Below are 25,576 nucleotides of genomic sequence, written 5' to 3' on the forward strand. Positions count from 1 at the left end.
TGGAAAGCGTGCGGGTCGAAAGTTCGCACCCTCCGGACAGCCGCGGTCCAGCATGGCTGGACGCTACTTCTTGGTCGGCCCGCAGCTGTCGCACCCCCCACAGGCACCGTTACCACCGCTGGCCGGCGGCGCGATCTTCCGCCCCAGCGCCTGCAGCCAGGCCGCGCGACCCGGCTTCAGCAGGGCCAGCGCCAAGGCCCCGCGCAGCGTGCGCACGGTACCCGGGAACTGCTTCTTCAGTACCACCCAGGCACTGACCAGCACGGCCACCGCGATGATCAGGTACTGGATCAGCAGCGCGGTATCCATCAGCCGCCTCCCAGCGCCTTGGTCACCTGATAGGTGATCAGCGCGGCCACGTAAGCCGCGGCAAACAGGTAGAACGCGGCAAAGCCCATCTGCTTCCAGGAGTTGGTCTCGCGCTTGATGGTCGCCAGCGTCGAGATGCACATCGGGGCGTAGATGTACCAGACCAGCAGCGACAGGGCCGTGGCCAGCGACCAGCCATCGCTGATCAGCGGGGTCAGCGCCTGGCTGGCGGCATCGTCATCGGCGGCCGACAGCGCATACACGGTGGCCAGCGACGACACCGCCACCTCACGCGCGGCCAGGCCCGGAATCAGCGCGATGCAGATCTGCCAGTTGAAGCCCAGCGGTGCGAAGAACACCGCCATCGCATGGCCGATCCGGCCGGCGTAGCTGTAGTCGATGGCCGGCATCGTGGCATCCACTGGTGCCGCCGGGAACGACAGCAGCACCCACAGCAGGATGGTCAGCGCCAGGATGATGCCACCGACACGCTTGAGGAAGATCATGCCGCGCTCATACAGGCCCACCGCCAGGTCACGCACATGTGGCAGGCGGTACGACGGCAGCTCCAGCATCAGCGGATGCTCGCTCTTGTCGCGGCGCCACTTCTTCATGATCCACGACATCGCCAGCGCACTGAGGATGCCGGCGGTGTACAGGCCGAACAGGACCAGGCCCTGCTGGTTGAATACCCCCCACACCGTCTTCTGCGGAATGAACGCACCGATCAGCAGGGCGTACACCGGCAGGCGCGCCGAGCAGGTCATCAGCGGTGCGACCAGGATGGTGGCCAGGCGGTCACGCGGGTCCTGGATGCTGCGCGTGGACATGATGCCCGGCACCGCGCAGGCGAAGCTGGACAGCAGCGGGATGAACGAGCGGCCGGACAGGCCGGCGGCGGCCATCATGCGGTCGAGCAGGAACGCCGCACGCGGCAGGTAGCCGGATTCCTCCAGCACCAGGATGAAGAAGAACAGGATCAGGATCTGCGGCAGGAACACCACCACGCCACCGACGCCGGCGATGATGCCGTCGGTCAGCAGGCTGGCCAGCGGCCCCTCCGGCAACACGCTGCCAACGAGAGCACCGAGCCAGGCGAAGCCAGCCTCGATGCCATCCATCAACGGCGTCGCCCAGGCATACACCGCCTGGAAGATCAGGAACATCACCACCGCAAGGCTGATCAGCCCGAACACCGGGTGCAGCAGCCAGCGGTCCAGCGCGTCGTCGATCTTCGCGGTCCGCGCCGGCATCCGCACGGCGACCGACAGGATCTCGCGCACCTTGGCGTGGTAGTCGATGCCACCTTCCGGGCCCGGCACCGGCGCATCCAGGTGCGGCACCATCGCATCGAGGCGCTCGACCAGGGCCTTGGCACCCTGCTTGCGCACCGCCACGGTCTCCACCACCGGTACGCCCAGCTCGCGCTCCAGCGCGGCCACGTCCACCTGGATGCCACGGCGCTGGGCCGCATCGACCATGTTCAGGGCGACCACCATCGGCTTGCCCAGCTCACGCAGCTCCAGCGCGAAGCGCAGGTGCAGGCGCAGGTTGGTGGCGTCGATCACGCACAGCAGCACGTCCGGCGCAGCTTCGCCCGGGTAGAAGCCCCGGCACAGGTCACGGGTGATCGCCTCGTCCAGGCTGGCCGGATGCAGGCTGTAGGCGCCCGGCAGGTCGAGCACGGCGAATTCGCGGCCGGACGGCGCACGCAGGCGGCCTTCCTTGCGCTCGACGGTGACGCCGGTGTAGTTGGCGACCTTCTGCCGGCTGCCGGTCAGCTGGTTGAACAGCGCGGTCTTGCCGCTGTTGGGGTTGCCGACCAGCGCGATGCGCAGCGGTGAGGCGGAGACGGTGGCGGTCATGCGCGTCGTTCCTGACTGACGGCGTCGACTACGACGCGCTTGGCTTCACTGATCCGCAGCGCGAACCGGGTGAACCCGACCTGCACCAGCAGCGGCTCGCCCCCCACCGGGCCCTTGGCCACCAGGCGTACTTCCTCGCCATTCACGAAACCCAGCTCGCGCAGGCGGCGGGCAATGGCATCGTTGGCATGCAGGTCCTGCACGGACTCGACCACGGCCGAGGTGTGCAGCGGCAGTTCGGACAGCGTCATCTAGCGTGTTCTCTGCTGGATGTAAATGGTTCTCGATTCTAACATTCCCGCGTCGCGTCATGGCCCATGACCAATGGCCCGCTATGATCCATACAGGTATGGAGTGACCCTGGAATCCCATGAACGATGCTTTGCAGATCGAGCGCCGTGGCGCTGTCCTCACCCTCTGGCTGAACCGGCCGGAGCTGCACAACGCCTTTGACGCCAGCCTGATCGCCCGGCTGACTGCCGCACTGGAAGCCGCCGGCGGCGATGATTCGGTCCGGGCCGTGGTGGTCGCCGGTCACGGCGCTTCCTTCTCGGCCGGTGCCGACATGCAGTGGATGCGCGGCATGGCCGCCGCCAGCGAGGCCGACAACCGCGAGGACTCGCTTGCCCTGGCGCGGCTGATGCGCACCCTGGACGAGCTGCCCAAGCCGACCCTGGCCCGGGTCCACGGCGCGGCCTTCGGTGGCGGCGTCGGCCTGGTTGCCTGCTGCGACATTGCCATCGCCAGCACTGCGGCCCGCTTCGGCCTGACCGAAAGCCGCCTGGGCCTGCTGCCCGCCGTCATCTCGCCCTACGTGATCGAGGCCATCGGCCCGCGCCAGGCCCGTCGCTGGTTCGCCACCGGCGAGCACTTCGATGCCGACACCGCGCTGCGCATCGGCCTGGTCCATCAACTGGTCGAACCCGAGCGCCTGGACGAGGCGCTGGAACGCCAGCTGGCCCTGCTCGACAAGGCCGGCCCGATCGCCTCGTCCACCGCCAAGCAGCTGGTGCGGCAGGTCCGCGACAGCCATGACCGCGACGCACTGGATCGCGATAATGCGGCCCTGATCGCGCGCCTGCGGGTCTCGGCCGAAGGCCAGGAAGGCCTGGGCGCCTTCCTCGACAAGCGCGCCCCCCACTGGGTCACGGAAGCCTGAACATGCTCGATCATCTTGGTTTGACCAGCGCCGACCTGGCGCGCAGCAGGACCTTCTTCCTGCAGGCACTGGCTCCGCTGCAGATCGGCGTGGTGATGGAAGTGAGCGCCGAACAGACCGGCGACCACGACCACGTCGGCTTCGGCAGCGACGGCAAGCCGTTCTTCTGGCTCGGCAATGGCGGCACCGCCAGTCACGGCGTACACGTGGCCTTCGCCTGCGCCAGCCGTGCGCAGGTGGATGCCTTCCATGCCGCCGCGCTCGCCGCCGGCGGCCGCGACAACGGCGCGCCGGGCCTGCGCCCGTGGTATCACCCGGATTACTACGCGGCCTTCGTGCTCGACCCGGACGGCAACAACATCGAAGCGGTCTGCCACCGCCCCGCCGATGGGGCAGCCGCATGAGCGATTACGTCCGCATCGTCGAGGTCGGTCCGCGTGACGGCCTGCAGAACGAAAAGCAGTCGGTGTCCACCGCCGACAAGATCGAACTGATCAACCGCCTGTCGGCCACCGGCCTGCGCAGCATCGAGGCGACCAGCTTCGTCAGCCCGAAGTGGATCCCGCAACTGGCCGACGCCGCCGAGGTCTATGCCGGCATCCAGCGCAGGCCGGGTGTCCACTACCCGGTGCTGGTACCGAACGAACAGGGCTACGACCGCGCCCGTGCGGTCGGCGTCGAGGAGGTGGCGGTGTTCACTGCCGCGTCCGAGGCGTTCAACCGCACCAATACCAATGCCGGCATCGACGAGTCGCTGGCCCGGTTCGAGCCGATCCTGCGCCGCGCCGCCGCCGATGGCGTGCGCGTGCGCGGCTACGTCTCCACCGTGCTCGGCTGCCCCTACCAGGGCGAGGTGCCGCTGGCCGACGTGGTGCGGGTAGCGCGCGCGCTGCACCAGATGGGCTGTTACGAAATCTCGCTGGGCGACACCATCGGCGTCGGCACCCCGCGCAAGGCACGGGCGATGCTGCAGGCGGTGGCGGCCGAGATTCCGATGGACGCATTGGCCGTGCACTTCCACGACACCTACGGCCAGGCCATCGCCAACATCGCCACCTGCCTGGAAGAAGGCGTGCGCGTGGTCGACAGTGCTGTCTCCGGCGCCGGTGGCTGCCCGTATGCGAAGGGCGCCAGCGGCAATGTGGCCAGCGAAGACGTGGTCTACCTGCTGCAGGGCCTGGGCCTGGACAGCGGCGTGGACCTGCCGGCACTGGCCGAGACCGGCCGCTGGCTGGCAGGCCTGCTCGGTCGCGCCACCGCCAGCCGCACCGGGCAGGCGCTGGCCGCCGCAGGTTGACCGCCGCACTGCGCCGCCCTGCTGCGGCGGCGCAGTGCACAACAGCGACGGTCGCAGCTTCCGTTAGAATCGGCGGTTCTCGAACCTGCAGGACCGTTCAATGCAGCTGTCTTCCGTACGTGCCGTGATCACTGGTGGCGTCTCCGGCCTCGGCCTGGCCGTGGCCCAGCACCTCGTCGCCCAGGGCGGCAAGGTGGCCCTGTTCGATCTCAACGACGACAAGGGTGCGACCGCCGTTGCCGGGCTGGGTGCCGACAAGGCCCGCTATTTCAACGTCAACGTCAGCGATGAGGCCGCCGTGGCTGCGGCCATCGACCAGGCCCACGATTTCCTCGGCGGCCTGAACGTGGCGATGAACTGTGCCGGCATCCTCGGCGCCGGCCGCGTGCTGGGCAAGGACGGCCCGATGCCGCTGGCCGGCTTCCAGGGCACGGTGATGGTCAATCTGGTCGGCAGCTTCAATGTCGCCAAGGCCGCGGCCAACCGCATGCAGCACAACGAGGCCGGCATCGATGGCGAGCGCGGCGTGATCATCAACACCGCCAGCATCGCCGCCTATGAAGGCCAGATCGGCCAGGCCGCCTATGCCGCCAGCAAGGGCGGCGTGGTGTCGATGACGCTGCCGATGGCACGCGAACTGTCGCGCTTCGGCATCCGCGTCAATACGATTGCTCCCGGCGTGTTCTGGACGCCGATGGTGGACGGCATGCCCGAAGCCGTGCAGCAGTCGCTGGCCGCCTCGATTCCGTTCCCGTCGCGCCTGGGCAAGCCGGAAGACTTCGCCAGCCTGGTCGGCTTCATCCTCGGCAACACCTACCTCAACGGCGAGACCATCCGCCTGGACGGCGCTACCCGCCTCGCTCCGAAGTGATTCCCCACGGGCGCCGGGACGGCGCCCTCCCCCAACGACCTAGATCACCATGAAAGCCAACGACATCAAGAAGGGCAACGTCGTCGAGTACAACAACGGCGTGTACCAGATCCGCGACATCGAGCGCAGCTCGCCGCAGGGTCGCGGCGGCAACGTCCGCTTCCGCTTCATCATGTACAGCGTGCCGGGCGGCAACAAGCTCGACGCCAGCTTCGATGCCGACGACAACCTGGTCGAGGTCGAACTGCTGCGCCGCCAGTCCACCTATTCGTACAAGGACGGCGATGCCTTCGTGTTCCTGGATGACGAGGACTACACCCCATACACCCTGGACGCGGACGTGATCGGCGATGACGCCGGTTACATCACCGACGGCCTGACCGGCATCTACGTGCAGGTGATCGACGAGCAGCCGGTGGCGATCCAGCTGCCGGCCTCCGTGGTGCTGGAAGTGATCGAGACGCCGCCGGAACTGAAGGGTGGCACCGCCACCAAGCGCCCGAAGCCGGCCAAGCTCAACACCGGCATCGAGATCATGGTGCCGGAGTACATCGTCAACGGCGAGCGCGTGCTGGTGAACACCGCCACCGGCGAATTCGCCGGCCGTGCCGACTAAGCACCCTGCGCCGATCGCCTGCCGATCACTGCCTGCGGCAAGTTCGCCGCAGGCAGCAAGCAGCGCATCGTTGACAGCAGTTGTGTAGAGCCGAGCCCGCGCTCGGCTGCTGTGCCTGTGCAGAGCACAACGCAGCCGAGCGTGGGCTCGGCTCTACAGAGGGCTTACGGCCGCTTCGCGCCGAAATTGCCGCAGCCGTGGTACTGGCGGGTACCGACGGTCAACATCACTTTCGCCTCGAACGCCTCCCCACTCATGTCGTCCTGGCAGGTAGTGCGCTGGAAGCTGAGCTTGACGTCGGTGCCGTCGGACGCCTTCCCGCTCCATCCATCAGCGCCCTGGGTGGGCTTGGCCACGTCAAAGCGGCGCTCGCCATAGTCAACTTCCACCTGCAGGCCCGGCATATCGCCATCGACGACTGCAAGCCATCCAGGTTCATTGCCGGTGGCACGGAACGCGGCATTGCCGGCGCTGCCATCGCCTTCGGTGGCTTCCACCGCATGGCACTCGCGATCCGGCTCGCCCTTCAGGCTAAGCAGGCCATCATCGCTGCCCTTGGTCCAGAAGCTGTTGCCAAGGCCATCGCTGTACTTGGCGCCGGATGCCGCGCGCTCGGAGGTCATGGCGAAGCGACGCTCGCCGATCACCAGCGTGGCAGCATCCTCGCCATTGAAGGTCGCGCCCACACTCAGATCACCACACTGGTAGGCGGTCTCGCTGCCGCCTTCCGTGTTGGCGCTCGGCTGCGGCGTGGCGGGCGAGGCGTCATTGCTGCCCGCCGCGGGTGCCTGGGCCGGCTGGCACGCGGCCAGGACCAACCCCAGGGAGGCTGCCAACAGACTGGGTACTACACGCATGGCTCGACTCCTTGTCGACACTACAGGAATGCTCGACCCTACCACCTCGGGGTGAGCGGGGCCTGAAAACGGCCTGACCGCACTCATGCGGCCAGCACCGCCATCGACAGCAGCTGCGCGCCACTGCCGCCGGAACTGCAGGTCCAGACCCGCAACAGGCGCAGCTTCAGTTCGCGCTCCCGGCCCTGCCGCCACACCGACATCCGCACGTCGCTGGACAGCAACGCCAGACGGCCACACAGCAGCGTTTCCACCGCGTGCAGCTGCAGGCTTCGTACCTGCAGGTCTCCTGCCAACCAATCACCCAGCCACGGCAGATCGAGCATGCGGCCACCGTGGCCGTCCATCAGGAACAGGGCCGGCGATACCAGCGCGTTCAACGCATCGTGATTGTTCTCCAGCAGCGCTGCGCACAGGCGCTGTTCCAGCGCCAGCAACTGCTGCTCATGCAGATCTTCAACGATGTTCCGTTCCATCCACGGTTCCTCCCGGCATCGGCCGGCGCCTGCGCAGGCGCTGCGCGATCCACTGCCGCGCGCCCTGCACCACTACATAGAAGACCGGCACGAAGAGCACCGCCAGCACGGTCGCACTGACCATGCCGCCGAACACACCGGTTCCAATCGCCTGCTGGGTTTCCTTCGACGCGCCCTGCGCCAGCATCAGCGGCACCACGCCCAGCGCGAACGCCAGCGAGGTCATCACGATCGGGCGCAGGCGCAGCCGCGCCGCCTCCAGCGCTGCTTCAACCAGACCGCGCCCCTGCTGCTGCAGCTGGCGCGCGAATTCGACGATGAGGATCGCGTTCTTCGCCGACAGCCCGATCACGGTGATCATGCCGACCTTGAAGAACACGTCGTTGGGCATGCCGCGCAACAGCACCGCGGCGACCGCGCCAAGCAGGCCCAGTGGCACCACCAGCAGTACCGCCAACGGAATCGACCAGCTCTCGTACAGCGCGGCAAGCACCAGGAACACCACCAGCATCGACAACAACAGCAGCCACGGCGCCTGCGCCCCCGACTCACGCTCCTGCAGCGACTGGCTGGTCCACTGCAGGGCGAAGCCGGGCGGGAGTTTTTCGGCCAGCCGCTCCATCTCCGCCATGGCCTGACCGGTCGACACGCCGGAGGCCGGGGCGCCGGACAGGTTCAGCGCCGGGAAGCCAAGATAGCGTTGCAGCTGCAACGGCGCTTCGGTCCAGTGCGGGGTGACCAGCTCGGACAACGCCACCATGCCGCCCTCGCTGTTGCGCACGTACAGCTTCAGCACGTCTTCCAGCTCCATCCGGTGCGGCGCATCGGCCTGCAGGATCACCTGCTGCAGCCGTCCCTTGTTGGGGAAGTCGTTGACGTACTGCGAGCCCATGGCTGCCGACAGCGTGCTGCTGATCTGCTCGAAGCCCACGCCCATTGCCTCGGCCTTGGCCCGGTCGATGTCCAGCCGCACGCTGGTGCCGGCCGGCAGGCCATCGGCATGCACCTCCGACAGCAGCGGGCTGGCTTCGGCCAGCTTCAGCAGCTGCTGCAGGGCCGCGCGCAGTTCGGCCTGGCCCTGCCCGGTGCGCGCCTGCAGCGCCAGCGAGAAGCCGGACGAACGTCCCAGGCTGTCGATCGCAGGCGGCATCACGCTCATCACCTCACCCTCGGCAATCGTGGCCATCGCCTGCTGCGCGGCCTCCACCTCACCGGCCGCGGTTGCGCCTGCGCGCTCACCCCAGTCCTTCAGCATGGTGTAGGTCAGCGCCGCACTCGGGCCGGAACCGGAAAAGCTGTAGCCGAGGATCGACTGGTTGGAGCCGATGCCCGGACGCGAGGCCACGTGCCGTTCGTAGGCTTCGACCACGGCCAGCGTACGCTCGGCCGTCGCCTCGGCCGGCAGCTGGATCGAGGTCATGAAATAGCCCTGGTCTTCTTCCGGCAGGAAGGCGCCCGGCAGCCAGTGCAGGCCCAGCAGCAACGCCGCCACCAGTGCGGCGAACACGCCCATCACCCGCCCGCTCCGCTGCAGCACCGTCGCCACACCACGCTGGTAACGCCCGGTCATCCGCTCGAAGCCCCGGTTGAAGGCGCCGAACAGCCCGCCGCGACCGTGATGGCCGTGGTTGGCCTGGCGCAGCAGGGTCGCGCACAGCGCCGGCGTCAGGCTCAGGGCCAGCAGCGCCGAGAACAGGATCGACACCGCCATCGCCACGGTGAACTGGCGGTAGATCGCGCCCACCGAACCGCTGGCGAACGCCATCGGGATGAACACCGCGGTCAGCACCAGGGTAATGCCGATCACTGCGCCGGTCAGTTCACGCATCGCCTTGATGGTGGCCTCGCGCGGCGGCAGGCCCTCCTCGGCCATGATCCGTTCCACGCCCTCGACCACCACGATCGCGTCGTCGACAATGATGCCGATGGCCAGCACCATGCCGAACATGGTCAGCACGTTGATCGAGAAGCCCAGCGCCAGCATCACCGCGAACGTACCCAGCAGCGCGATCGGTGCGACCAGCGCCGGGATCAGCGTGTAACGCCAGTTCTGCAGGAACAGGTACATCACCGCGAACACCAGCAGCATCGCCTCCAGCAGGGTCTGCACTACCTTCTGGATCGAGATCTTCACGAACGGCGCGGTGTCGAACGGGATGCTCGCTTCCACCCCGCGTGGCAGCAGCGGCGCCAGCTCAGCCATGCGCTCACGCACCGCCGCGGCGGTACGCACCGCGTTCGCGCCCGGGCGCAGCTGCACGCCGGCGGCGGTGGCTGGATGGCCGTCCTCGCGGGTGCCCCAGGCATAGCTCTGCGCGCCCAGCTCAACGCGGGCGACATCACCCAGCACCACCCGTGAACCGTCGGCGCCGGCACGCAGTACGATCGCCGCGAACTGTTCCGGCGTGGACAACTGGCCGTCGGCACTGAGCGGCACGGTGATGCGCTGGCCTGGAACACCCGGCGAATCACCAATGCGTCCTGGCGAAATCTCCAGGTTCTGCTGCTCGATGGCGGCGGCCACATCGCCCATGGTCAAGCCGTAGCCGGTCAACCGGGTCGGGTCCAGCCACACGCGCATCGCCTGCTCGGCACCGAACAACTGCACGCGGCCGACGCCATCGATACGGCGCAGCTCTTCGATGATGTTGCGCGCCATGAAATCGCCCAGCGCGGCCTCGCTGACGCTGGCATCGGGCGAACGCAGGCCGACCAGCATCAGGAAGCCGGAATCAGCGGCCTCCACGGCCAGGCCGTTCTGGCGCACGCTGCGCGGCAGCCGCGGTTCGATCGCCTTGATCCGGTTCTGCACGTCCACCTGCGCCAGCTCCGGATTGGTGCCGGGCTTGAAGGTGGCAGTGATTGACGCTTCGCCGGACGTGTCCACCGACGACTCGAAGTACAGCAGGTGCTTGACGCTGGACAGCTCGCGCTCGATCAGGCCAACCACGGCGTCATTCAGCGTCTGCGGGCTGGCACCCGGGTAGCTGGCATAGATGCTGACGCTGGGCGGGGCGACTGCTGGATAGCGCTCCACCGCCAGCCGCGGGATCGCCAGCACGCCGGCCAGGATGATGAAGATCGCCAGCACCCAGGCGAACACCGGGCGATCGATGAAGAAACGTGCCATGTTGGATTTCCCTGGAGGGACCGGCCCCGGAAAGGCTCAGCCCTTGCTGCCGGCCTGCACTGCACCGGCGCTGGCGACCGGCAGCTGCCAGTCGCGCGCATCGACCACCACGCCTTCCTGCAGGCGCTCCTGGCCTTCGACCACCACCTTCTCGCCGGCCTTCAGGCCCGTGCGCACCAGCCACTGGTGATCGACACTGCCGTCCACTTCCAGCGTGCGGATCACCGCCTTGCCGTCGGCGCCGATCACCCAGGCATAGGCCTGGCCACCGGCGCTGCGCAGCACCGCCTGCTGTGGCACGGTCAATGCACTGGCGGGCGCGCCACGTGGCACCCTCGCGCGCACGTACATGCCGGGCAGCAGCTGCCGCTGCGGGTTGTCGACCAGGATGCGCAGGATCACATCACCGGTACGCGCATCGACATTGATGCCGGAGAACAGCAGCTGGCCACGCTCGGACAGCGGCTTGCCGGCCGCAACGATGATCGTCACCGGCAGCTCGCCGCCACCGGCAGCACTGCGCTGCAGCGACTCCAGCTGCGCCGCCGGTTGGCGCACATCGACATAGACCTGGTCGATCTGCTGCACCACCGCCATCGGCTCGGCATCGGCCACGCCGACCAGCGCACCTTCGGTCACCAGCGCCTGGTCGATACGGCCGGCAATCGGCGCACTGACCGTCGCATAGCGCAGGTCGAGCTGGCGACGGGCCAGGATCGCGCGCGCCTCGTTCACCGCGGCACGGGCCTGTTCGTACTCGGCACTGGCGTCGTCGCGATGCTGTTGGCTGACCGCCTGCACGGCGGCCAGCGCATGCAGGCGCTGCGACTGCACCCGGCTGCGACCAAGCGCGGCCTCACTGCGCTGCAGGGCAGCCAGTGCCGAATCGACATCGGCCCGGAACGCGGCCGGGTCGATCTGGAACAGGGCCTGGCCGGCGCTCACTTCGGCCCCCTGGTCGAACAGCCGGCGCTGCACGATGCCGCCCACCTGCGCACGGATCTGCGCGGTGCGCACGGCGGCCACGCGGCCGGGCAGTTCGTCGTCACGCTGCACCACCTGCGGGCCGACGGTGACCACGCTGACACGCGGTGCGGCTTCGGGAGTGGCTTCGGGGGTGGAGCAGGCCGTCATGGCCAGGGCGAGGGCCGCGATCAACGCGACCGGTGTCCTGAAGGTTCTCATTGCTGTGCACAATGCCGCGCAGGCGGCGGATAGGTTCTGAAGCGCGCAGTGTGCGTGGCAATGATGGGGTTTCGATGGAGGAACTGTGGAGATACGATGGAGGCAAGCACCTTACGGCCCCGCCCCTGCATGCATGCCTCCCCCGCCCTCGCCGCCCTCGTCCTGATCGTCGAGGATGAGGCCGAGATCGCCGATATTCTCAGCGCCTACCTGGAACGCGAAGGACTGCGCACGCTGCGCGCGGCCGATGGCCATAGCGCACTGGACCTGCATCGCAGCGCCCGCCCCGACCTGGTCCTGCTCGATGTACAGCTGCCACGCCTGGATGGCTGGAGCGTGCTGACCCAGCTGCGCCAGCGTGGTGAGACGCCGGTGATCATGCTGACCGCGCTGGACCAGGACCTCGACAAGCTGACCGCGCTGCGCATGGGTGCCGACGACTACGTGGTCAAGCCGTTCAACCCGGCCGAGGTGGCGGCGCGCGTGCGCGCGGTGCTGCGGCGTACGCTGCGCGCCTCGCGCGTGGACGCGCCCACTGCGCTGCGCGTCGGCCCGCTGCTGATCGACTCGGCCACCCACGCCGTGCACGTGGAGGGCGAAGGCTATAGTCACGAAGTGCTGCTCACGCTCACCGAGTTCAAGCTGCTGCACTGCATGGCGCTGGCACCGACCCGCATCTTCAGCCGCAGCGAGCTGATGCACGAATGCCTGCCGGAAAGCGAAGCGCTGGAGCGCACTGTCGACAGCCATGTCAGCAAGCTGCGCCGCAAGCTGGACGAAGTGGGCATGGTCAATGTTCCGGCCAGTGTGCGCGGCGTCGGCTACCGGTTGATGGCTGACCGCTGATGGCCCGACTGCGCCGTTCCGGGCTCAGCCGCCACATCATCGTCTCGATGTCGCTGATGGTGATCGGCGTCATCGTGATGATGATCCTGTCGTCGTGGCTGCTGTACGCGGTGCTGGTCGAGTTCTTCCCCGGAAGTACCGAAGAGCCGGAAAGCTGGCTGCCGACCGGGCCGGAGCTGGCATGGATGGTGGGCGTGATCCTGACCGGCCTGGCGCTGGCCATCGCCGCCTCGTTCCGCCTCGCCCACCGCATCCTGTCGCCGTTGAATTCGCTGGTGGACAGCGTGCGTGCTCTCGCCAGCGGTGACCTTGGGGCGCGCGCCAGCGTCGAGGAGAATTCGCCGGGCGAAGTGGCAACGCTGGTTGAGGACTTCAACGCGATGGCGCGCCGCCTGCAGCACATGGAGAGCGAGCGCGCGATGTGGCATGCGGCCATCGCACATGAGCTGCGTACTCCGGTGACGATCCTGCGCGGCCGCCTGCAGGGACTGGCTGAGGGCGTGTTCCAGCCGGACGAGTCGCAGTTCCGCAGCCTGCTCGCCCAGGTCGAAGGGCTGTCGCGACTGATCGAAGATCTGCGCGTGCTGAGCCTGTCCGACAATGCGCGGCTGGACGTGCGTCGCGCACGCACCGACGTGGTGGCCGAGGTGCATTCGGTGATGACGCTGGTCGACCCGCAGTTCCGCGCTGCGGGCTTCGTGCTGGAACTGGAAACCAGCCGCGAGGAACACAACGCGCACTGTGATCCCACGCGCCTGCGCCAGGCGCTGCTGGCGCTGCTGGAAAACGCGCGTCGCTATGCCAGCCCAGGCAAGGTGCGGATCGCCGTGCATGACACGCCGGGCCATGTGCAGGTGGCCATCGAGGATGAAGGCCCGGGCATCGATCCCGGACTGCATGCCGACATCTTCACTCCGTTCATGCGCGCCGACGGCTCACGTTCGCGCCAGGGCGGTGGCAGCGGGCTTGGCCTGGCGGTGGTCAAGGCCATCGCCGATGCACATGGTGGCCGTGCCTGCTGCACGGCCGGCAGCTGCGGCGGCAGCCGTTTCGTCATCGAACTGCCGCGCCAGTAGCCGGACCAGCGGCCTGCGTGCGCAGGTGTGCTCCCAGCGCGGCCAGATTGGCGTCGATCGCATCCATTTCCTTACGCTGCTGCGCCGGCAACTGCTGGCGAAGCTGCACACGCAATGCCTGCCATGCCGGTACCGCCTGCGCACTGGCAGTGGCCACGGCCGCAGACAGCAGTACCTGCTCGTCGCCCAGCGGCAACCCATAGCCGCCGTCCTGCAGCAGCGTCCCCGGGCGCAACCACTGCCCACTCTGCGCCAGCAGGCCGCGCAGGCTGCGGGTTTCCGCGCTGTTGGCAGCAGCCAGCAGCTGCCGCTTGAGCACATCGCGTGCCCGCAGCTCGGCACGCCGCTGCGCGGCCTGTTCCAGCAACAGCAGGCCGGCACTGGCGCGCAGGTCGCCCTTCAGCAGCCACGGTGCCCGTTGTTCTGCCGGCAGCTTCAACCAGCCGCGCACATCGCGCGCGGGCAAGCTCAGCTGGGTCGCCGCCACTGTGAACAACTGCTGGTAGTGCTCGCGCGCGGAAGCGAAGTAATAGCCCTGTGACTGCGCGGCGTTGCGGTCCGTGAGTACCCGCTCGTCGAGCATGCCCAGCCGCGCCAGCCGGCGCTTGAGGCCGCGCGGGCTCAGCTGGGCCAGCCCGGCCTCGCCCAGCCGCGGCACTCCGGCCTGCAGCAGCTTGGCGGTCTCCACCGCACAGTTGTTGCTGACGAAGTAATAGCGCCCGTCATAGCTCCAGTGCACCTGGGCGGTGCGCTCGAGCAGGCTGGCGATCTCATCGCGCTGCAGCCGCAATGGCAGCGACTGCAGGCCGCGCAGTTCGACCTTGGTGTACTCGTCCACCACCTGCTGCAGCGGCAGCACGAACAGCCGCGACGGGTAGCCGCCGGTCAAGCCGCGCCAGTTGGATATCTGTACGTCGCCCACGAACGCGCGGAAGGACAGCACGCGATGGTATTCAAGATCCAGCCGGCAGTCCGGTCCCGGCGCGCGCCCGGGCCTGCAGATCACCAATCGCAGCATGCTGTGGCCCCAGCGGCTCATCGGCTGTGCGCTGCCTTCGGCGAACAGGTAATCCACGGCGTAGACACGCGCGGGGTCGAGCTGCAGCAGCGATGCCGCCCCCTCTTCCGATTCGGCCTGCAGCAAGGGCAACGCGGTCGCGCAGTGCGACTGCGGCAGCGATGGCGGCGTTCCGAAATGGGCCTGGTACCACTGCGCCAGTGCCGGGCGCCGGCAGGCGAACTCGCTGTCGAGCACGAAATGCTCGGCGTTCACTGCCAGGTACTCGGCCGGGTCCTTCAGTTCATACGCATCGGGACTGCGGTCACGGAAGTCGTTGTCGCCACGGCCGAGATGCCAGGGCTTGCGCTGCCATCCCGCCAGGTCGCGCCAGCGCGCACTGCGTGACCAGTTCGCCCCCGTACGGTCAGCAACATGGGTCAGTTCGTGTACCAGCGCGCTGCGGCGTGCGCGACGTGCGCCCGGCGCACTGTCGCCCAGCAGACTCCGGCGCAACGCGATACGGCCAGCGAAGGTGCGGCCATGCACATCGGCCGGCAGGTCATCCGTCCAGCGCACCCGTACCTGCGCCGGCAACGCAGCCAGCAGGCCGTTCGGCAATAGTGACTGCACGTCGGCCAGGGTCTGCGTCGCCACCTGCTGCTGTGCAGGGCTTAACCCTGCCGGGTCCAGCTGCAGGCGATCAGCTGCGTGCGCGACGTGGGCGACCAGCAGTAGAGCCACGCCATGCGTGGCTGCGTTCCACCGACCAAGCCTCTGTAGAGCCGAGCCATGCTCGGCTACTGTTGCGATCCGCATGCGCCAGGCATTCAGCCGAGCATGGCTCGGCTCTACAGAACGCGATGTCGCCGGGGTCATGCAGTCCGGATCAACGCGCCAGCAGCGCGCGGGCCAGTTCCAGGTCGCTCTGCTGCTGTGCGGCGGCACTCTGCTCACGCAGGTGGACCAGCGCGGCCTGCAGGCGGGCGCCACGGATCTGGCCGTCGCTGGCGACGAACGCAGCGGCATCGTCGCGCGCCGCCAGTACCACCTTGTCATCACCCGAGCTGCTGCCCGAGGAGCCGGAGGAAGCACCGGTGGCCGAACCGGCCGAGGTGCCGGCAAAGCTGGAAGCGAAGCCGGCCAGCGGCAGGGACAGCAGGGCGAGCAGCAGAAGCGGACGGGTCATCGTTCGAAGCCGGTTGTAAGGATGCGTGGAGCGTAACGGGTGCGTGAAGGATTTGCCCGGCTCAGGCGTCGAACAGCTTGCCGGGATTCAGCCGCGCTTGGGGATCGAACGCGCGTTTGACCGCCTTCATCAGCGCGATTTCGGCCGGGCCGCGGGTGCTGTCCAGATAGCCCTTCTTGACCAGGCCGATGCCATGCTCGGCCGAGATGCTGCCATCGAAACGCGCCAGCACCTGCGCCAGCAGCTTGGTGACGTGCTCGCACTGCGCCACGAAATCGGCGTCACTGGTGTCGTCGGGCTTGAGCACGTTGATGTGCAGGTTGCCGTCGCCGATATGGCCGAACCAGACCACGTCGAAGTGCGGGTAGGCTTGCCCGATCAGCGCCTGGGTCTCGGCCAGGAACGCCGGCATCGCCGAGATCCGTACCGAGACGTCGTTCTTGTAGGGTTTGTAGCGCGCCAGCGATTCGGTGATGCCTTCGCGCAGGCGCCACAGCTGGGCGGCCTGGGCGTCGCTGGCACTGATCACACCGTCGCTGACCCAACCGTTGCCCATGCAGTCTTCGAAGGCCGCCATCGCTGCCGCTTCCTGCGCCTCGTCGTTGGCGGCGAACTCGGTGACCACGTAGTACGGGTGCACCTCGTCGAACGGCGCCTGCGCACCGTGCGCCAGCACATGTTCCAGCGCGCGGTCGGTGAAGAACTCGAAGGCCTGCAGTTGCAGGCGCGCGCGGAACGCGGCGAACACCTGCATCAGCACTTCGAAGCTGGGTACGGCCAGCAGCATCACGTTGCTGGCCGGCGGCGGATCGGTCAGCTTCACCGTCGCCTCGACGATCACCCCCAACGTACCTTCCGAACCAATCAGCAGCTGGCGGAAGTCATAGCCGCTGGAGTTCTTGATCAGGCCCTTGTTGAGCTCGAGCAGTTCGCCACTGGCGGTGACCACCTTCAGCCCGGCGATCCACTCGCGGGTGTTGCCGTAGCGGATCACACGGATGCCGCCGGCATTGGTGGCGATGTTGCCGCCGATCGTGCACGACCCGCGTGCAGCGAAATCCACCGGATAGATCAGGCCGTGGTCCAGCGCGGCGTTGTGCACGGCCTCCAGCGGCATGCCGGCCTGCACCACCAGGGTGCGATCGACCGCGTCGTAGTCCAGCGCCTTGTTCATCCTCTCCAGGCTGAGCACCAGCTCGCCGTTGGCCGCCACCGCGCCACCCGAGAGGCCGGTGCGGCCGCCCGACGGCACCACCGCTACGCCCTCGGCGGCACTCCAGCGCATCACCGCCTGTACCTCCTCGACCGTGGCCGGCAGTGCGATCGCCAGCGGCGCCGGCGTCCAGCGCCGGGTCCAGTCGCGCCCGTAATGCTCCAGGTCGGCCGGGTCGGTCTTCAGCTTCAGGCCGGGACAGGCCTGCTGCAGCGAGGCAATGCGGGAATCGGTCATGACGGTCCAGCGCGGGGCGTGAAGAACGGGCAAGCGTGCCAGCGGTACGCGCCAGCGTCCAGCCCCGCAGCCGGGCCGATAGCTACGGATGCAACCAATTGCGCACTGCACCATGAGCGCCGCGATCTGGCATAGTGGTTGGCCCCTGTCCCACTGGCCGTGTTGCCCCATGTCGCCGAAGAAGACCTCGTTCCCGAAGCAGGATATCCGCGTGCTGTTGCTGGAGGGGGTCAGCCAGACCGCCGTGGAGGTGTTCAGCGCCGCCGGCTACAGCCAGATCGAAGCGCACACCAAGGCGCTGCCCGAGGACGAATTGAAGGCGCGCATCGCCGAGGCACATATTGTCGGCATCCGTTCGCGCACCCAGCTCAGCGCCGAGGTGCTGGCCGAGGCCAAGCGTCTGATCGCGGTGGGCTGCTTCTGCATCGGCACCAACCAGGTCGACCTGGATGCGGCCGAACTGGCCGGCATCCCGGTGTTCAATGCGCCCTATTCCAACACCCGCAGCGTGGCCGAGCTGGTGATCGCCGAGGCGATCATGCTGACCCGCGGCATCCCGCAGAAGAACGCCGAATGCCATCGCGGCGGCTGGTCGAAGTCGGCCAGCGGCAGCCATGAAGTGCGCGGCAAGACGCTGGGCATCATCGGTTATGGCCACATCGGTACCCAGGTCGGCGTGCTGGCCGAATCGCTGGGCATGCAGGTGATCTTCCACGACGTGGAAACCAAGCTGGCACTGGGTAATGCCCGCGCTGCCGCCAGCCTGGACGACCTGCTGGCACGCGCCGACATCGTCACCCTGCACGTGCCGGAGACGCCGGCCACGCAGTGGATGATCGGCAGCACCGAGCTGGCGAAGATGCGCAAGGGTGCGCACCTGATCAATGCCGCACGCGGCACCGTGGTCGACATCGATGCACTGGACGCGGCGCTGGCCAGCGGCCACGTCGGTGGTGCCGCGCTGGACGTGTTCCCGGTCGAGCCGAAGGGCAACGGCGATATCTTCGAATCGCCGCTGACCCGCCACGACAACGTGATCCTGACCCCGCACGTGGGCGGCAGCACGCTGGAAGCACAGGACAACATTGGCGTGGAAGTGGCGGCCAAGCTGGTGCGCTACAGCGACAACGGCAGCACCCTGTCGGCGGTCAACTTCCCGGAAGTGACCCTGCCCGAACACGAAGACAGCCTGCGCCTGCTGCACATCCACCAGAACGTGCCGGGCGTGCTGTCCAAGGTCAACGAGATCTTCTCGCGCCACAACGTCAACATCGACGGCCAGTTCCTGCGCACCGACCCGAAGGTGGGCTACGTGGTGATCGACATCACCGCCAGCGAGGCACAGGCCGCCGCCGTGCGCGACGAACTGGCCGCCATTCCAGGGACGTTGCGTACGCGCATCCTGTATTGAGCAAGGCGTCGCCGGGCATGCCCCGGCGGAGTGCTTCCGGCATCGCGCCATCCACGCATGGCGTGGATCTACTGGCGTTTCGCGCGATCCCGCAGTAGATCCACGCCATGCGTGGATGGGACACCTCAGAACCTTACGGCGTGGAGGTTCTTGTAAAAGTCCCAATGGATCAGAACCCTGTCTTCCATCGACAGGAACAGCGTATCGACGAAATCCAGCTCTTCGGCATGAATCAGCCAGTCCTGCAAGCGGCTGCCCAGCGAAGGTACCGCCCCATCCACCTGGACAACCGTCAACGCAGCCTCGCTTGGCAAGCCAACAGCATCTGCAATGGCGCTCAACTCCTGCGCCAGCCGCTCCCGCCCCACCCCGGGGACCTCCAGGCGTGATGGCACGCGTTCCCAGTCGATGGATGTGATGACTGGCAATGCAGCCTTGATCATCGCAAGGGCAGCATCCTGCTTCGCCTCGCCACACGCATGAGCCGCAACAAACGCGGCACAGCCGTCCGAGAGCATCAACGTGCCAGCCAGCGGCGCGCCATGCGCTGCATGGATTCATCCGATTCGGGGTCGGCCGCGACTTCGGTCACCGGCCGCCAGGCCAGGTCCAGCGATTCCTCGCTGAGCACGAAGACCTCGCCCCCCAGCGCCCGGATCACGAAACGCACGTCGTAGTGCCAGTGCCCCGGCACGTCCTTGCGCTCCGGAATCCAATGCTTGTCGATGTCGAAGATGGCCGGGTCTTCCAGCACCAGGCCGCTCAGGCCGGACTCCTCCTCGGCTTCCTTCAGCGCCACCTGCGCCAGGTCGCGGTCGCCGTCGGCGTGACCGCCCAGCTGCAGCCAGCGTTGCAGCTTTCGGTGATGGGTGAGCAGCAGGCGCTGGCCGTCGGCACTGACCAGCCAGCAGCTGGCGGTGAAATGCCCGGCCAGCCGTTCGCGACGGAACGGATTTTCTGGATCGTCCAGCAATGTGCCGAATTCGGCAGCCAGTGCGTCGTGGGAGGGCTCGCGGCGGGCATAGTCCCGCAACAGGCCGCGCAGGCGATCGTCAAGCACGGCAAGGGTTTCGGCGGTCTGGCGCATGAATGGGGGCAGTTCGGAAAAACACTGCTCATTATCGCCGTTCATTGTTGCGATTGCGCTTGTGCGTTGGCTTCAGCTTTGGCTAAGGTACAGCGGGCCGTTCGCACGGCCTTCACCATTCAAGGTTGCCGGCAACGTATCGGCGGCCCACCCCATCCGATCACTAGGAAGTACTGCATGCTGAAAGCTCTGTTGAGGGTCAAGCCGGTCCAGCCGGCCGGGCACGTCGATGCCGGCGAACCCATCGAAGGCAGCCTGGAAGGCGAAGCCACGCTGAAACGGACCCTCACGGCTAAACACCTCATCCTGCTTGGCGTGGGTGCGGTGATCGGCGCTGGTATCTTCGTGCTGACCGGCCAGGCCGCGGCCAACCACGCCGGCCCGGCGGTGATGCTGTCGTTCGTGCTGGCCGGTTTCGCCTGTGCCCTGGCGGGCCTGTGCTACGCCGAGTTCGCGGCGATGATGCCGGTCTCCGGCAGTGCCTACTCCTATTCGTATGCCACCCTCGGCGAAGGCATGGCCTGGTTCATCGGCTGGTGCCTGGTGCTGGAGTACCTGTTCGCCTCGGCGTCGGTCGCGGTGGGCTGGTCGGCCTACCTGATCAGTTTCATCACCACCACGCTGCACATGCCCTTCCCGGACCTGCTCAGCGCCGCACCCATCGCCTGGACCGGCAGCGAGTTCGTCTCTTCCGGCAAACTGTTCAACCTGCCGGCGGTGCTGATCGTGGCGGCGGTGTCCGGCCTGCTGTACGTGGGCGTGACCCAGTCGGCGTTCGTCAACGCCATCATCGTGGCGATCAAGGTCACCGTCATCTGCCTGTTCATCGGCATCGGCGCGGCCCACATCGATCCGGCCAACTGGCAGCCCTTCATTCCGGAAAACACCGGCGTGCCGGGTGAGTTCGGCTGGAGCGGCATCTTCCGCGCGGCCACCATCGTGTTCTTCGCCTACATTGGTTTCGATGCGGTCTCCACCGCCGCCGGCGAAACCAAGGACCCGCAGCGCAACATGCCGATCGGCCTGCTCGGCTCGCTGGCCGTGTGCACCATCGTCTATATCATCGTCTGCGCGGTGCTGACCGGCATGATGCCGTACCACCTGCTGGGCACCGACAAGCCGGTGGCGACCGCGCTGGAGCCCTACCCGACCCTGTCCTGGCTGAAGACCCTGGTCGAGATCGGCGCCATCGCCGGCCTGTCCTCGGTGGTGCTGGTGATGATGATGGGCCAGACCCGCATCGCCTACACCATTTCCCGCGACGGCCTGCTGCCGAAGTTCTTCGGCAAGGTCCACGCTCGTTTCCGCACCCCCTATTGGGCCACGATCGTGGTCGGGGTGATCGCCGCCGCACTGGCCGGCCTGGTGCCGCTGAACGTGCTGGGCGAACTGGTGTCGATGGGCACCCTGTTGGCCTTCGCCACGGTCTGCATCGGCGTGCTGGTGCTGCGCTATACCAAGCCGGAGATCCACCGCCCGTTCCGCGTGCCAGCGGTGTGGATCATCTGCCCGCTTGGCGCTGCGGCCTGCCTGTTCCTGTTCTGGCAGGCGTTCGTGGTGCACTGGCACCTGTTCGTCGGCTGGACCGTGCTGGGCATGCTGATCTATCTCGGCTATGGCATGCGCAACAGCAAGCTGGCCAAGTCACCCTGATCCGCCTACGGGCCGGCCCTGTGCCGGCCCGTCCGTTTTCCCCGCGCCAGACATGGCGCGCTTCGACAAGACCACCAGACATGTTCAAGCAACTGTGGGCCACCAAGCACCCGCATGCCGCCCATGAAGACGCCAACGGCCTGAGCCTGCGCCGCCACCTCGGCCCCTGGGGCCTGACCGCCCTCGGCATCGGTGCCGTGATCGGCGGCGGCATCTTCGTCATCACCGGCCAGGCCGCCGCCAACCACGCCGGCCCCGCGATCATGCTGTCGTTCGTGCTGGCCGCCATCTGCTGCGCCTTCTGCGCGCTGGCCTACGCCGAGTTCGCCTCGATGGTGCCGGTCTCCGGCAGCGCCTATACCTATACCTATGCCACCTTCGGCGAACTGTCGGCCTGGTTCATCGGCTGGATGCTGGTGCTCGAATACGGCGTCTCTGCGTCGGCGGTGGCGGTCAGCTGGACCGGCTATTTCCTCAGCCTGCTCAGCCAGTTCGACATCCATCTACCGGCGGCGCTGGTCAGTGCGCCACTCGATGCACAGCTGCGCCCCACCGGTGCGATCGCCAACCTGCCGGCCGCTGCGCTGGTACTGCTGCTGACCTGGCTGTGCTACGTCGGCATCAGCAAGTCATCGGCGATGAACATGGCGATGGTCGTGCTGAAGACCGGCCTGATCCTGCTGGTCATCGTGGTCGGCTGGAAGTATGTGGACACCAGCAACTGGACCCCGTTCATTCCCGCCAACGAAGGCCCCGGCAAGTACGGCATGGAAGGCGTGCTGCGTGGCGCGGCCATGGTGTTCTTCGCCTACATCGGCTTCGAGGCGGTGTCGGTGGCGGCGCAGGAATCGAAGAATCCGCAGCGCGACATGCCGATCGGCATGATGCTGTCGCTGGTGGTCTGCACCGTGCTCTACATCGCGATGGCGGCGGTGATGACCGGCCTGGTGCCATTCCAGCTGCTGGGCACCGACGAGCCGGTGGTGACCGCGGTCGCGGCGCATCCGCAGCTGGGCTGGCTGCGCTGGGTGGTCGAGGTCGGCGCGCTGGTCGGCCTGTCCTCGGTGGTACTGGTGATGATCATCGGCCAGCCGCGCATCTTCATGATCATGGGCCGCGACGGCCTGCTGCCGCCGGTTTTCACCAGGATCCACCCCAAATACCGCACCCCGCACATCAACACGGTGATCACCGGCATCGGCATCGCGCTGCTGGCGGCGCTGTTCCCGCTGGACATCCTTGGCGAGCTGACCTCGATGGGCACGCTGATCGCGTTCGCGGCGGTGTGTGCCGGCGTGCTGATCCTGCGCCGCACCCAGCCGGACCTGCCGCGCCCGTTCCGCATGCCGATGGCGTGGCTGATCTGCAGCCTGGGCGTGCTGAGCTGCCTGGCGCTGCTGTCGGCGATGACGATGCACAACTGGATGCTGATGGGCGTCTGGACCTTCGTCGGTTTCGTGATCTATTTCTGCTACGGCTTCAGGCACAGCCGTCTGCGGGGTAAGTAAGGTTTTGCATTGCAGGGCCTGCGGCCCTGCACCCGCCTTTGAAGCCGGAGCAACGGCAACGGCAACAGCTGGGCTGAGGGCCTGGCGGGGAGGCATGGGTTCGCGGGGGACGCCGTGAATCCATCCCTGGAGGCTTGGCCGCGGCATCCATGCCGCGGACACCCCCGCGAACCCATGCCTCCCCGCCCCTGACAGTATCCCGGTGCGTCCGGTGGATCCACGCCATGCGTGGATGAAACGTTCTCATGAACGAATGTTCCGGAATGAATGATTCTGTAGAGCGGAGCCATGCTCCGCTCCGAGCAAGCGCAGCGAAGCGACCCGCTTTCGCTTTTCCTTCTTCACTCCGTGGCCGGCCGCACGCCGGAACCTGTCCGAGGCGGGGCGGGTGGGCCGTGCAGGGGCGTGAGCCGCACGGATGCGGCGACCGAGCTTACAGGGAGGTACTTGCAACGTCCCCTGCACGGCCCACCCGCCCCCCCACCCATGAACCGCTCTACACGACCCGCCACGAGGGGCTCAGCCGTTGGCCGAATCCAGTAAAATCGTCGGCATGAACGCCCCCACCTTCCCCTACGACACCGCGCGCCTGAGCGAACTGGCCCAGCTGCTGATCGACAACGTCCGCGAACTGGCCCACGCCGGCTGGACCCCGGCCACCAGCAGCAACTTCTCCCACCGCCTGGACGATCGCCACGCGGCGATCACGGTGTCCGGCAAGGACAAGGGCCGCCTGATCGAGGACGACATCATGGTGGTGGACTTCGACGGCCAGGCCGTCGGCCGTCCGCTGCGCCCGTCCGCCGAGACCCTGCTGCACACCCAGTTGTACCGCCGCTTCCCGGAGGTCGGCTGCGTGCTGCATACGCACTCTCCGGTACAGACCATCGCCTCGCGCCTGTACGCGCCGCAGGGTCATATCCGCCTGGAAGGCTACGAGCTGTTGAAGGCCTTCGCCGGCAACAGTACCCACGAAATGGCCATCGATGTGCCGGTGTTCGCCAACACCCAGGACATGAACGTGCTGTCGAAGCAGGTCGATGACCTGCTCGACCGGCAGAACCTGTGGGGCTATCTGATCGATGGCCACGGCCTGTACGCCTGGGGCCGCGACATGGCCGAGGCACGCCGCCACCTGGAAGCGTTCGAGTTCCTGTTCCACTGCGAACTGGAGCTGCGCAGGCTGCGCGGCTGAACCGGCGCGCAGGTGCAGATGCCGATCCGGAATCTGCGCCCTACACCCACCCTGCTACCCTGTCTTCCCCCCGAGACGTTCAAGCTGCCGCCATGAGCCGACTGCGCATCTACGACGACACCCGCCCCGATTCGCCGCTGCTGGACACCCAGGACGGCGCGGTCATCACTGCCGAGCTGCAGAAGATCGGCGTCACCTTCGAGCGCTGGCAGGCCACCGCGCCGGTCGCACCGGGCGCCAGCCAAGAGGAAGTATTCGCCGCCTACCGCGCTGACATCGACCGCCTGGTCGCCGAGCGCGGCTTCAAGAGCGTGGACGTAGCCTCGATCGCCCCGGACAACCCGAATCGCGCCGAGCTGCGCAAGAAGTTCCTCGACGAGCACTTCCACAAGGAAGACGAAGTGCGCTTCTTCGTCGCCGGCTCCGGCCTGTTCACCCTGCACGTGGGTGACAAGGTCTATGAGATCGAGTGCGTGAAGGACGACCTGATCGCCGTGCCCGATGGCACCACCCACTGGTTCGACATGGGCGAGGAACCCAGCTTCGTGGCGATCCGCTTCTTCACCGAGCCGGACGGCTGGGTCGGTCACTTCACCGGCACCGACATCGCGCAGAAGTTCCCTCGTTACGTACCCACCCAGGCGTCCTGATCCATGCAAGCCCGCGTCATCCTGACCGACATCGAAGGCACCACCAGCAGCATCTCGTTCGTCAAGAACGTGCTGTTCCCCTATGCGCGCAAGGCGTTGCCCGCCTTTGTCGCCGAGCATGGCCAGCAGCCGGACGTCCGCCGCTGGCTGGATGCGGTGGCAACCGAGATCGGCGGTGCCTGCCAGGACAGCCTCGTGGCCGAGACGCTGCAGGGCTGGATCGACCAGGACCGCAAGCACACCGCACTGAAAGCGCTGCAGGGGCTGATCTGGGACGAAGGCTACCGCCGTGGCGACTACACCGCGCACTTCTACCCGGAAGTAGCGCCGGTGCTGAAGGGCTGGCACGCCGCCGGGCTGCCGCTGTACGTGTACTCCTCCGGTTCGGTGCCGGCGCAGAAGCTGTTCTTCGGCTTCAGCGACGCCGGCGACCTCAGCCCGCTGGTGTCGGGCTGGTTCGACACCGAAGTCGGCGGCAAGCGCGAGGCCGACAGCTACCGGCGCATCGTGCAGGCCATCGGCGTACCGGCCGGCGAGATCCTGTTCCTGTCCGATGTGGTGGAAGAACTGGATGCCGCCCGCGAAGCCGGGCTGCAGACCCGCCTGATCGATCGCCTGGATGATTACCCGATGCCGCGTACCGGGCAGGCCGCCAACGGCCACGAACGGGTCGAGAATTTCCAGCAGATCCAGCTGTAAAAAAGAAAGGTGTGCGGACCAGCGGTCCGCACCTACCCGGCTCCGCTTCT

The 25,576-nt window shown here is 67.3% G+C and carries 25 protein-coding genes; 13 read left to right on the plus strand and 12 right to left on the minus strand.

Translation table 11 applies throughout. From position 1 onward, the window contains the following. Positions 1-63: 63 nt before the first annotated feature. Genes AC2A1N_RS09250 through AC2A1N_RS09260 form a run of 3 tightly spaced genes read right to left on the minus strand, consistent with a single transcriptional unit; the run spans position 64 to position 2,425 of the window. On the minus strand, positions 64-309 hold the full coding sequence (locus AC2A1N_RS09250) for a DUF6587 family protein (RefSeq protein ID WP_242894164.1): 246 nt from the start codon (positions 307-309) through the stop codon (positions 64-66). Continuing rightward, positions 309-2,174, minus strand: coding sequence for a ferrous iron transporter B (gene feoB, locus AC2A1N_RS09255; RefSeq protein ID WP_242894166.1), 1,866 nt, complete (start codon positions 2,172-2,174; stop codon positions 309-311). Before feoB ends, AC2A1N_RS09250 begins: the two co-directional genes overlap by 1 nt. Continuing rightward, positions 2,171-2,425, minus strand: coding sequence for a FeoA family protein (locus tag AC2A1N_RS09260; protein ID WP_049464336.1), 255 nt, complete (start codon positions 2,423-2,425; stop codon positions 2,171-2,173). Before AC2A1N_RS09260 ends, feoB begins: the two co-directional genes overlap by 4 nt. Positions 2,426-2,544: 119 nt before the next feature. On the opposite strand from AC2A1N_RS09260, the gene AC2A1N_RS09265 reads away from it, so the two are divergent. The 5 genes from AC2A1N_RS09265 (at position 2,545) to yeiP (ending at position 6,117) form a co-directional block, all read left to right on the plus strand. Continuing rightward, entirely contained in the window at positions 2,545-3,333 is a 789-nt protein-coding gene (locus AC2A1N_RS09265) for an enoyl-CoA hydratase/isomerase family protein (protein ID WP_061479265.1), read from the plus strand. 2 nt (positions 3,334-3,335) lie between these two features. Then, positions 3,336-3,737: a VOC family protein gene (locus AC2A1N_RS09270; protein WP_061479264.1), complete on the plus strand. Its 402-nt coding sequence runs from the start codon at positions 3,336-3,338 to the stop codon at positions 3,735-3,737. Further along, a complete protein-coding gene (locus tag AC2A1N_RS09275; RefSeq protein WP_061479263.1) occupies positions 3,734-4,630 on the plus strand; it encodes a hydroxymethylglutaryl-CoA lyase in 897 nt (298 codons plus the stop codon). Before AC2A1N_RS09270 ends, AC2A1N_RS09275 begins: the two co-directional genes overlap by 4 nt. Before the next feature lie 100 nt (positions 4,631-4,730). Then, a complete protein-coding gene (locus tag AC2A1N_RS09280; RefSeq protein WP_111201323.1) occupies positions 4,731-5,501 on the plus strand; it encodes an SDR family oxidoreductase in 771 nt (256 codons plus the stop codon). A gap of 49 nt (positions 5,502-5,550) precedes the next feature. Next, positions 5,551-6,117, plus strand: coding sequence for an elongation factor P-like protein YeiP (yeiP, locus tag AC2A1N_RS09285; RefSeq protein WP_005409468.1), 567 nt, complete (start codon positions 5,551-5,553; stop codon positions 6,115-6,117). A 164-nt stretch (positions 6,118-6,281) separates the two neighbouring features. Here the strand turns inward: yeiP and AC2A1N_RS09290 are convergent, their stop codons facing one another. From AC2A1N_RS09290 to AC2A1N_RS09305, 4 genes are all read right to left on the minus strand, one after another. Beyond that, positions 6,282-6,974: a COG3650 family protein gene (locus tag AC2A1N_RS09290; RefSeq protein WP_061479261.1), complete on the minus strand. Its 693-nt coding sequence runs from the start codon at positions 6,972-6,974 to the stop codon at positions 6,282-6,284. An 83-nt stretch (positions 6,975-7,057) separates the two neighbouring features. Continuing rightward, positions 7,058-7,450 (minus strand): nuclear transport factor 2 family protein, encoded by a 393-nt coding sequence (locus AC2A1N_RS09295; RefSeq protein ID WP_061479260.1) that lies wholly within the window; start codon positions 7,448-7,450, stop codon positions 7,058-7,060. Further along, positions 7,431-10,580, minus strand: a complete 3,150-nt coding sequence (locus AC2A1N_RS09300) for a multidrug efflux RND transporter permease subunit (RefSeq protein WP_484372084.1) — start codon at positions 10,578-10,580, stop codon at positions 7,431-7,433. The genes AC2A1N_RS09295 and AC2A1N_RS09300 overlap by 20 nt, the downstream gene beginning before the upstream one ends. A 36-nt stretch (positions 10,581-10,616) precedes the next feature. Then, on the minus strand, positions 10,617-11,765 hold the full coding sequence (locus tag AC2A1N_RS09305; RefSeq protein ID WP_484372086.1) for an efflux RND transporter periplasmic adaptor subunit: 1,149 nt from the start codon (positions 11,763-11,765) through the stop codon (positions 10,617-10,619). 129 nt (positions 11,766-11,894) lie between these two features. Here AC2A1N_RS09305 and AC2A1N_RS09310 point away from each other — a divergent pair, with 129 nt between their 5' ends. Together AC2A1N_RS09310 and AC2A1N_RS09315 are read left to right on the plus strand one after the other, a co-directional pair. Then, positions 11,895-12,611, plus strand: a complete 717-nt coding sequence (locus tag AC2A1N_RS09310; protein WP_005416361.1) for a response regulator — start codon at positions 11,895-11,897, stop codon at positions 12,609-12,611. Beyond that, the gene (locus tag AC2A1N_RS09315) at positions 12,611-13,687 is read left to right on the plus strand and encodes an ATP-binding protein (protein ID WP_061479257.1); all 1,077 of its coding nucleotides are present in this window, start codon (positions 12,611-12,613) and stop codon (positions 13,685-13,687) included. The genes AC2A1N_RS09310 and AC2A1N_RS09315 overlap by 1 nt, the downstream gene beginning before the upstream one ends. On the opposite strand, the gene AC2A1N_RS09320 is transcribed toward AC2A1N_RS09315, so the two are convergent. From AC2A1N_RS09320 to AC2A1N_RS09330, 3 genes are all read right to left on the minus strand, one after another. Beyond that, positions 13,665-15,503 (minus strand): DUF7844 domain-containing protein, encoded by a 1,839-nt coding sequence (locus AC2A1N_RS09320; protein ID WP_278252531.1) that lies wholly within the window; start codon positions 15,501-15,503, stop codon positions 13,665-13,667. The two genes, AC2A1N_RS09315 and AC2A1N_RS09320, sit on opposite strands and share 23 nt — an antisense overlap. A 70-nt stretch (positions 15,504-15,573) precedes the next feature. Beyond that, the gene (locus AC2A1N_RS09325) at positions 15,574-15,873 is read right to left on the minus strand and encodes a DUF2388 domain-containing protein (protein ID WP_049447145.1); all 300 of its coding nucleotides are present in this window, start codon (positions 15,871-15,873) and stop codon (positions 15,574-15,576) included. 61 nt (positions 15,874-15,934) lie between these two features. Then, the gene (locus AC2A1N_RS09330) at positions 15,935-17,323 is read right to left on the minus strand and encodes an FAD-binding oxidoreductase (protein WP_061479255.1); all 1,389 of its coding nucleotides are present in this window, start codon (positions 17,321-17,323) and stop codon (positions 15,935-15,937) included. A 169-nt stretch (positions 17,324-17,492) separates the two neighbouring features. Here AC2A1N_RS09330 and serA point away from each other — a divergent pair, with 169 nt between their 5' ends. Continuing rightward, positions 17,493-18,734, plus strand: coding sequence for a phosphoglycerate dehydrogenase (gene serA / locus AC2A1N_RS09335; RefSeq protein WP_005409458.1), 1,242 nt, complete (start codon positions 17,493-17,495; stop codon positions 18,732-18,734). 125 nt (positions 18,735-18,859) lie between these two features. Here serA and AC2A1N_RS09340 read toward each other — a convergent pair whose 3' ends face one another. Together AC2A1N_RS09340 and AC2A1N_RS09345 are read right to left on the minus strand one after the other, a co-directional pair. Beyond that, complete coding sequence (locus AC2A1N_RS09340; protein WP_154350692.1) at positions 18,860-19,252, minus strand: hypothetical protein; 393 nt, start codon at positions 19,250-19,252, stop codon at positions 18,860-18,862. Further along, positions 19,252-19,866 (minus strand): NUDIX hydrolase, encoded by a 615-nt coding sequence (locus tag AC2A1N_RS09345; protein WP_242894287.1) that lies wholly within the window; start codon positions 19,864-19,866, stop codon positions 19,252-19,254. The genes AC2A1N_RS09340 and AC2A1N_RS09345 overlap by 1 nt, the downstream gene beginning before the upstream one ends. A gap of 132 nt (positions 19,867-19,998) precedes the next feature. Between AC2A1N_RS09345 and AC2A1N_RS09350 the strand changes: the two genes are divergently transcribed. The 5 genes from AC2A1N_RS09350 to mtnC all read left to right on the plus strand — a co-directional run bounded on the left by AC2A1N_RS09350 (position 19,999) and on the right by mtnC (position 25,526). Beyond that, the gene (locus AC2A1N_RS09350) at positions 19,999-21,474 is read left to right on the plus strand and encodes an amino acid permease (RefSeq protein ID WP_242894284.1); all 1,476 of its coding nucleotides are present in this window, start codon (positions 19,999-20,001) and stop codon (positions 21,472-21,474) included. 80 nt (positions 21,475-21,554) lie between these two features. After that, on the plus strand, positions 21,555-22,982 hold the full coding sequence (locus AC2A1N_RS09355; RefSeq protein ID WP_053500013.1) for an amino acid permease: 1,428 nt from the start codon (positions 21,555-21,557) through the stop codon (positions 22,980-22,982). A gap of 553 nt (positions 22,983-23,535) precedes the next feature. After that, complete coding sequence (locus tag AC2A1N_RS09360; protein ID WP_057497058.1) at positions 23,536-24,177, plus strand: methylthioribulose 1-phosphate dehydratase; 642 nt, start codon at positions 23,536-23,538, stop codon at positions 24,175-24,177. Between the two features lie 92 nt (positions 24,178-24,269). Then, positions 24,270-24,827 (plus strand): 1,2-dihydroxy-3-keto-5-methylthiopentene dioxygenase, encoded by a 558-nt coding sequence (locus AC2A1N_RS09365; protein ID WP_065177596.1) that lies wholly within the window; start codon positions 24,270-24,272, stop codon positions 24,825-24,827. A 3-nt stretch (positions 24,828-24,830) separates the two neighbouring features. Beyond that, a complete protein-coding gene (gene mtnC / locus AC2A1N_RS09370) occupies positions 24,831-25,526 on the plus strand; it encodes an acireductone synthase (RefSeq protein WP_231352695.1) in 696 nt (231 codons plus the stop codon). Positions 25,527-25,576: the final 50 nt, after the last annotated feature.

The organism is Stenotrophomonas maltophilia group sp. SKK55, from assembly GCF_057179845.1.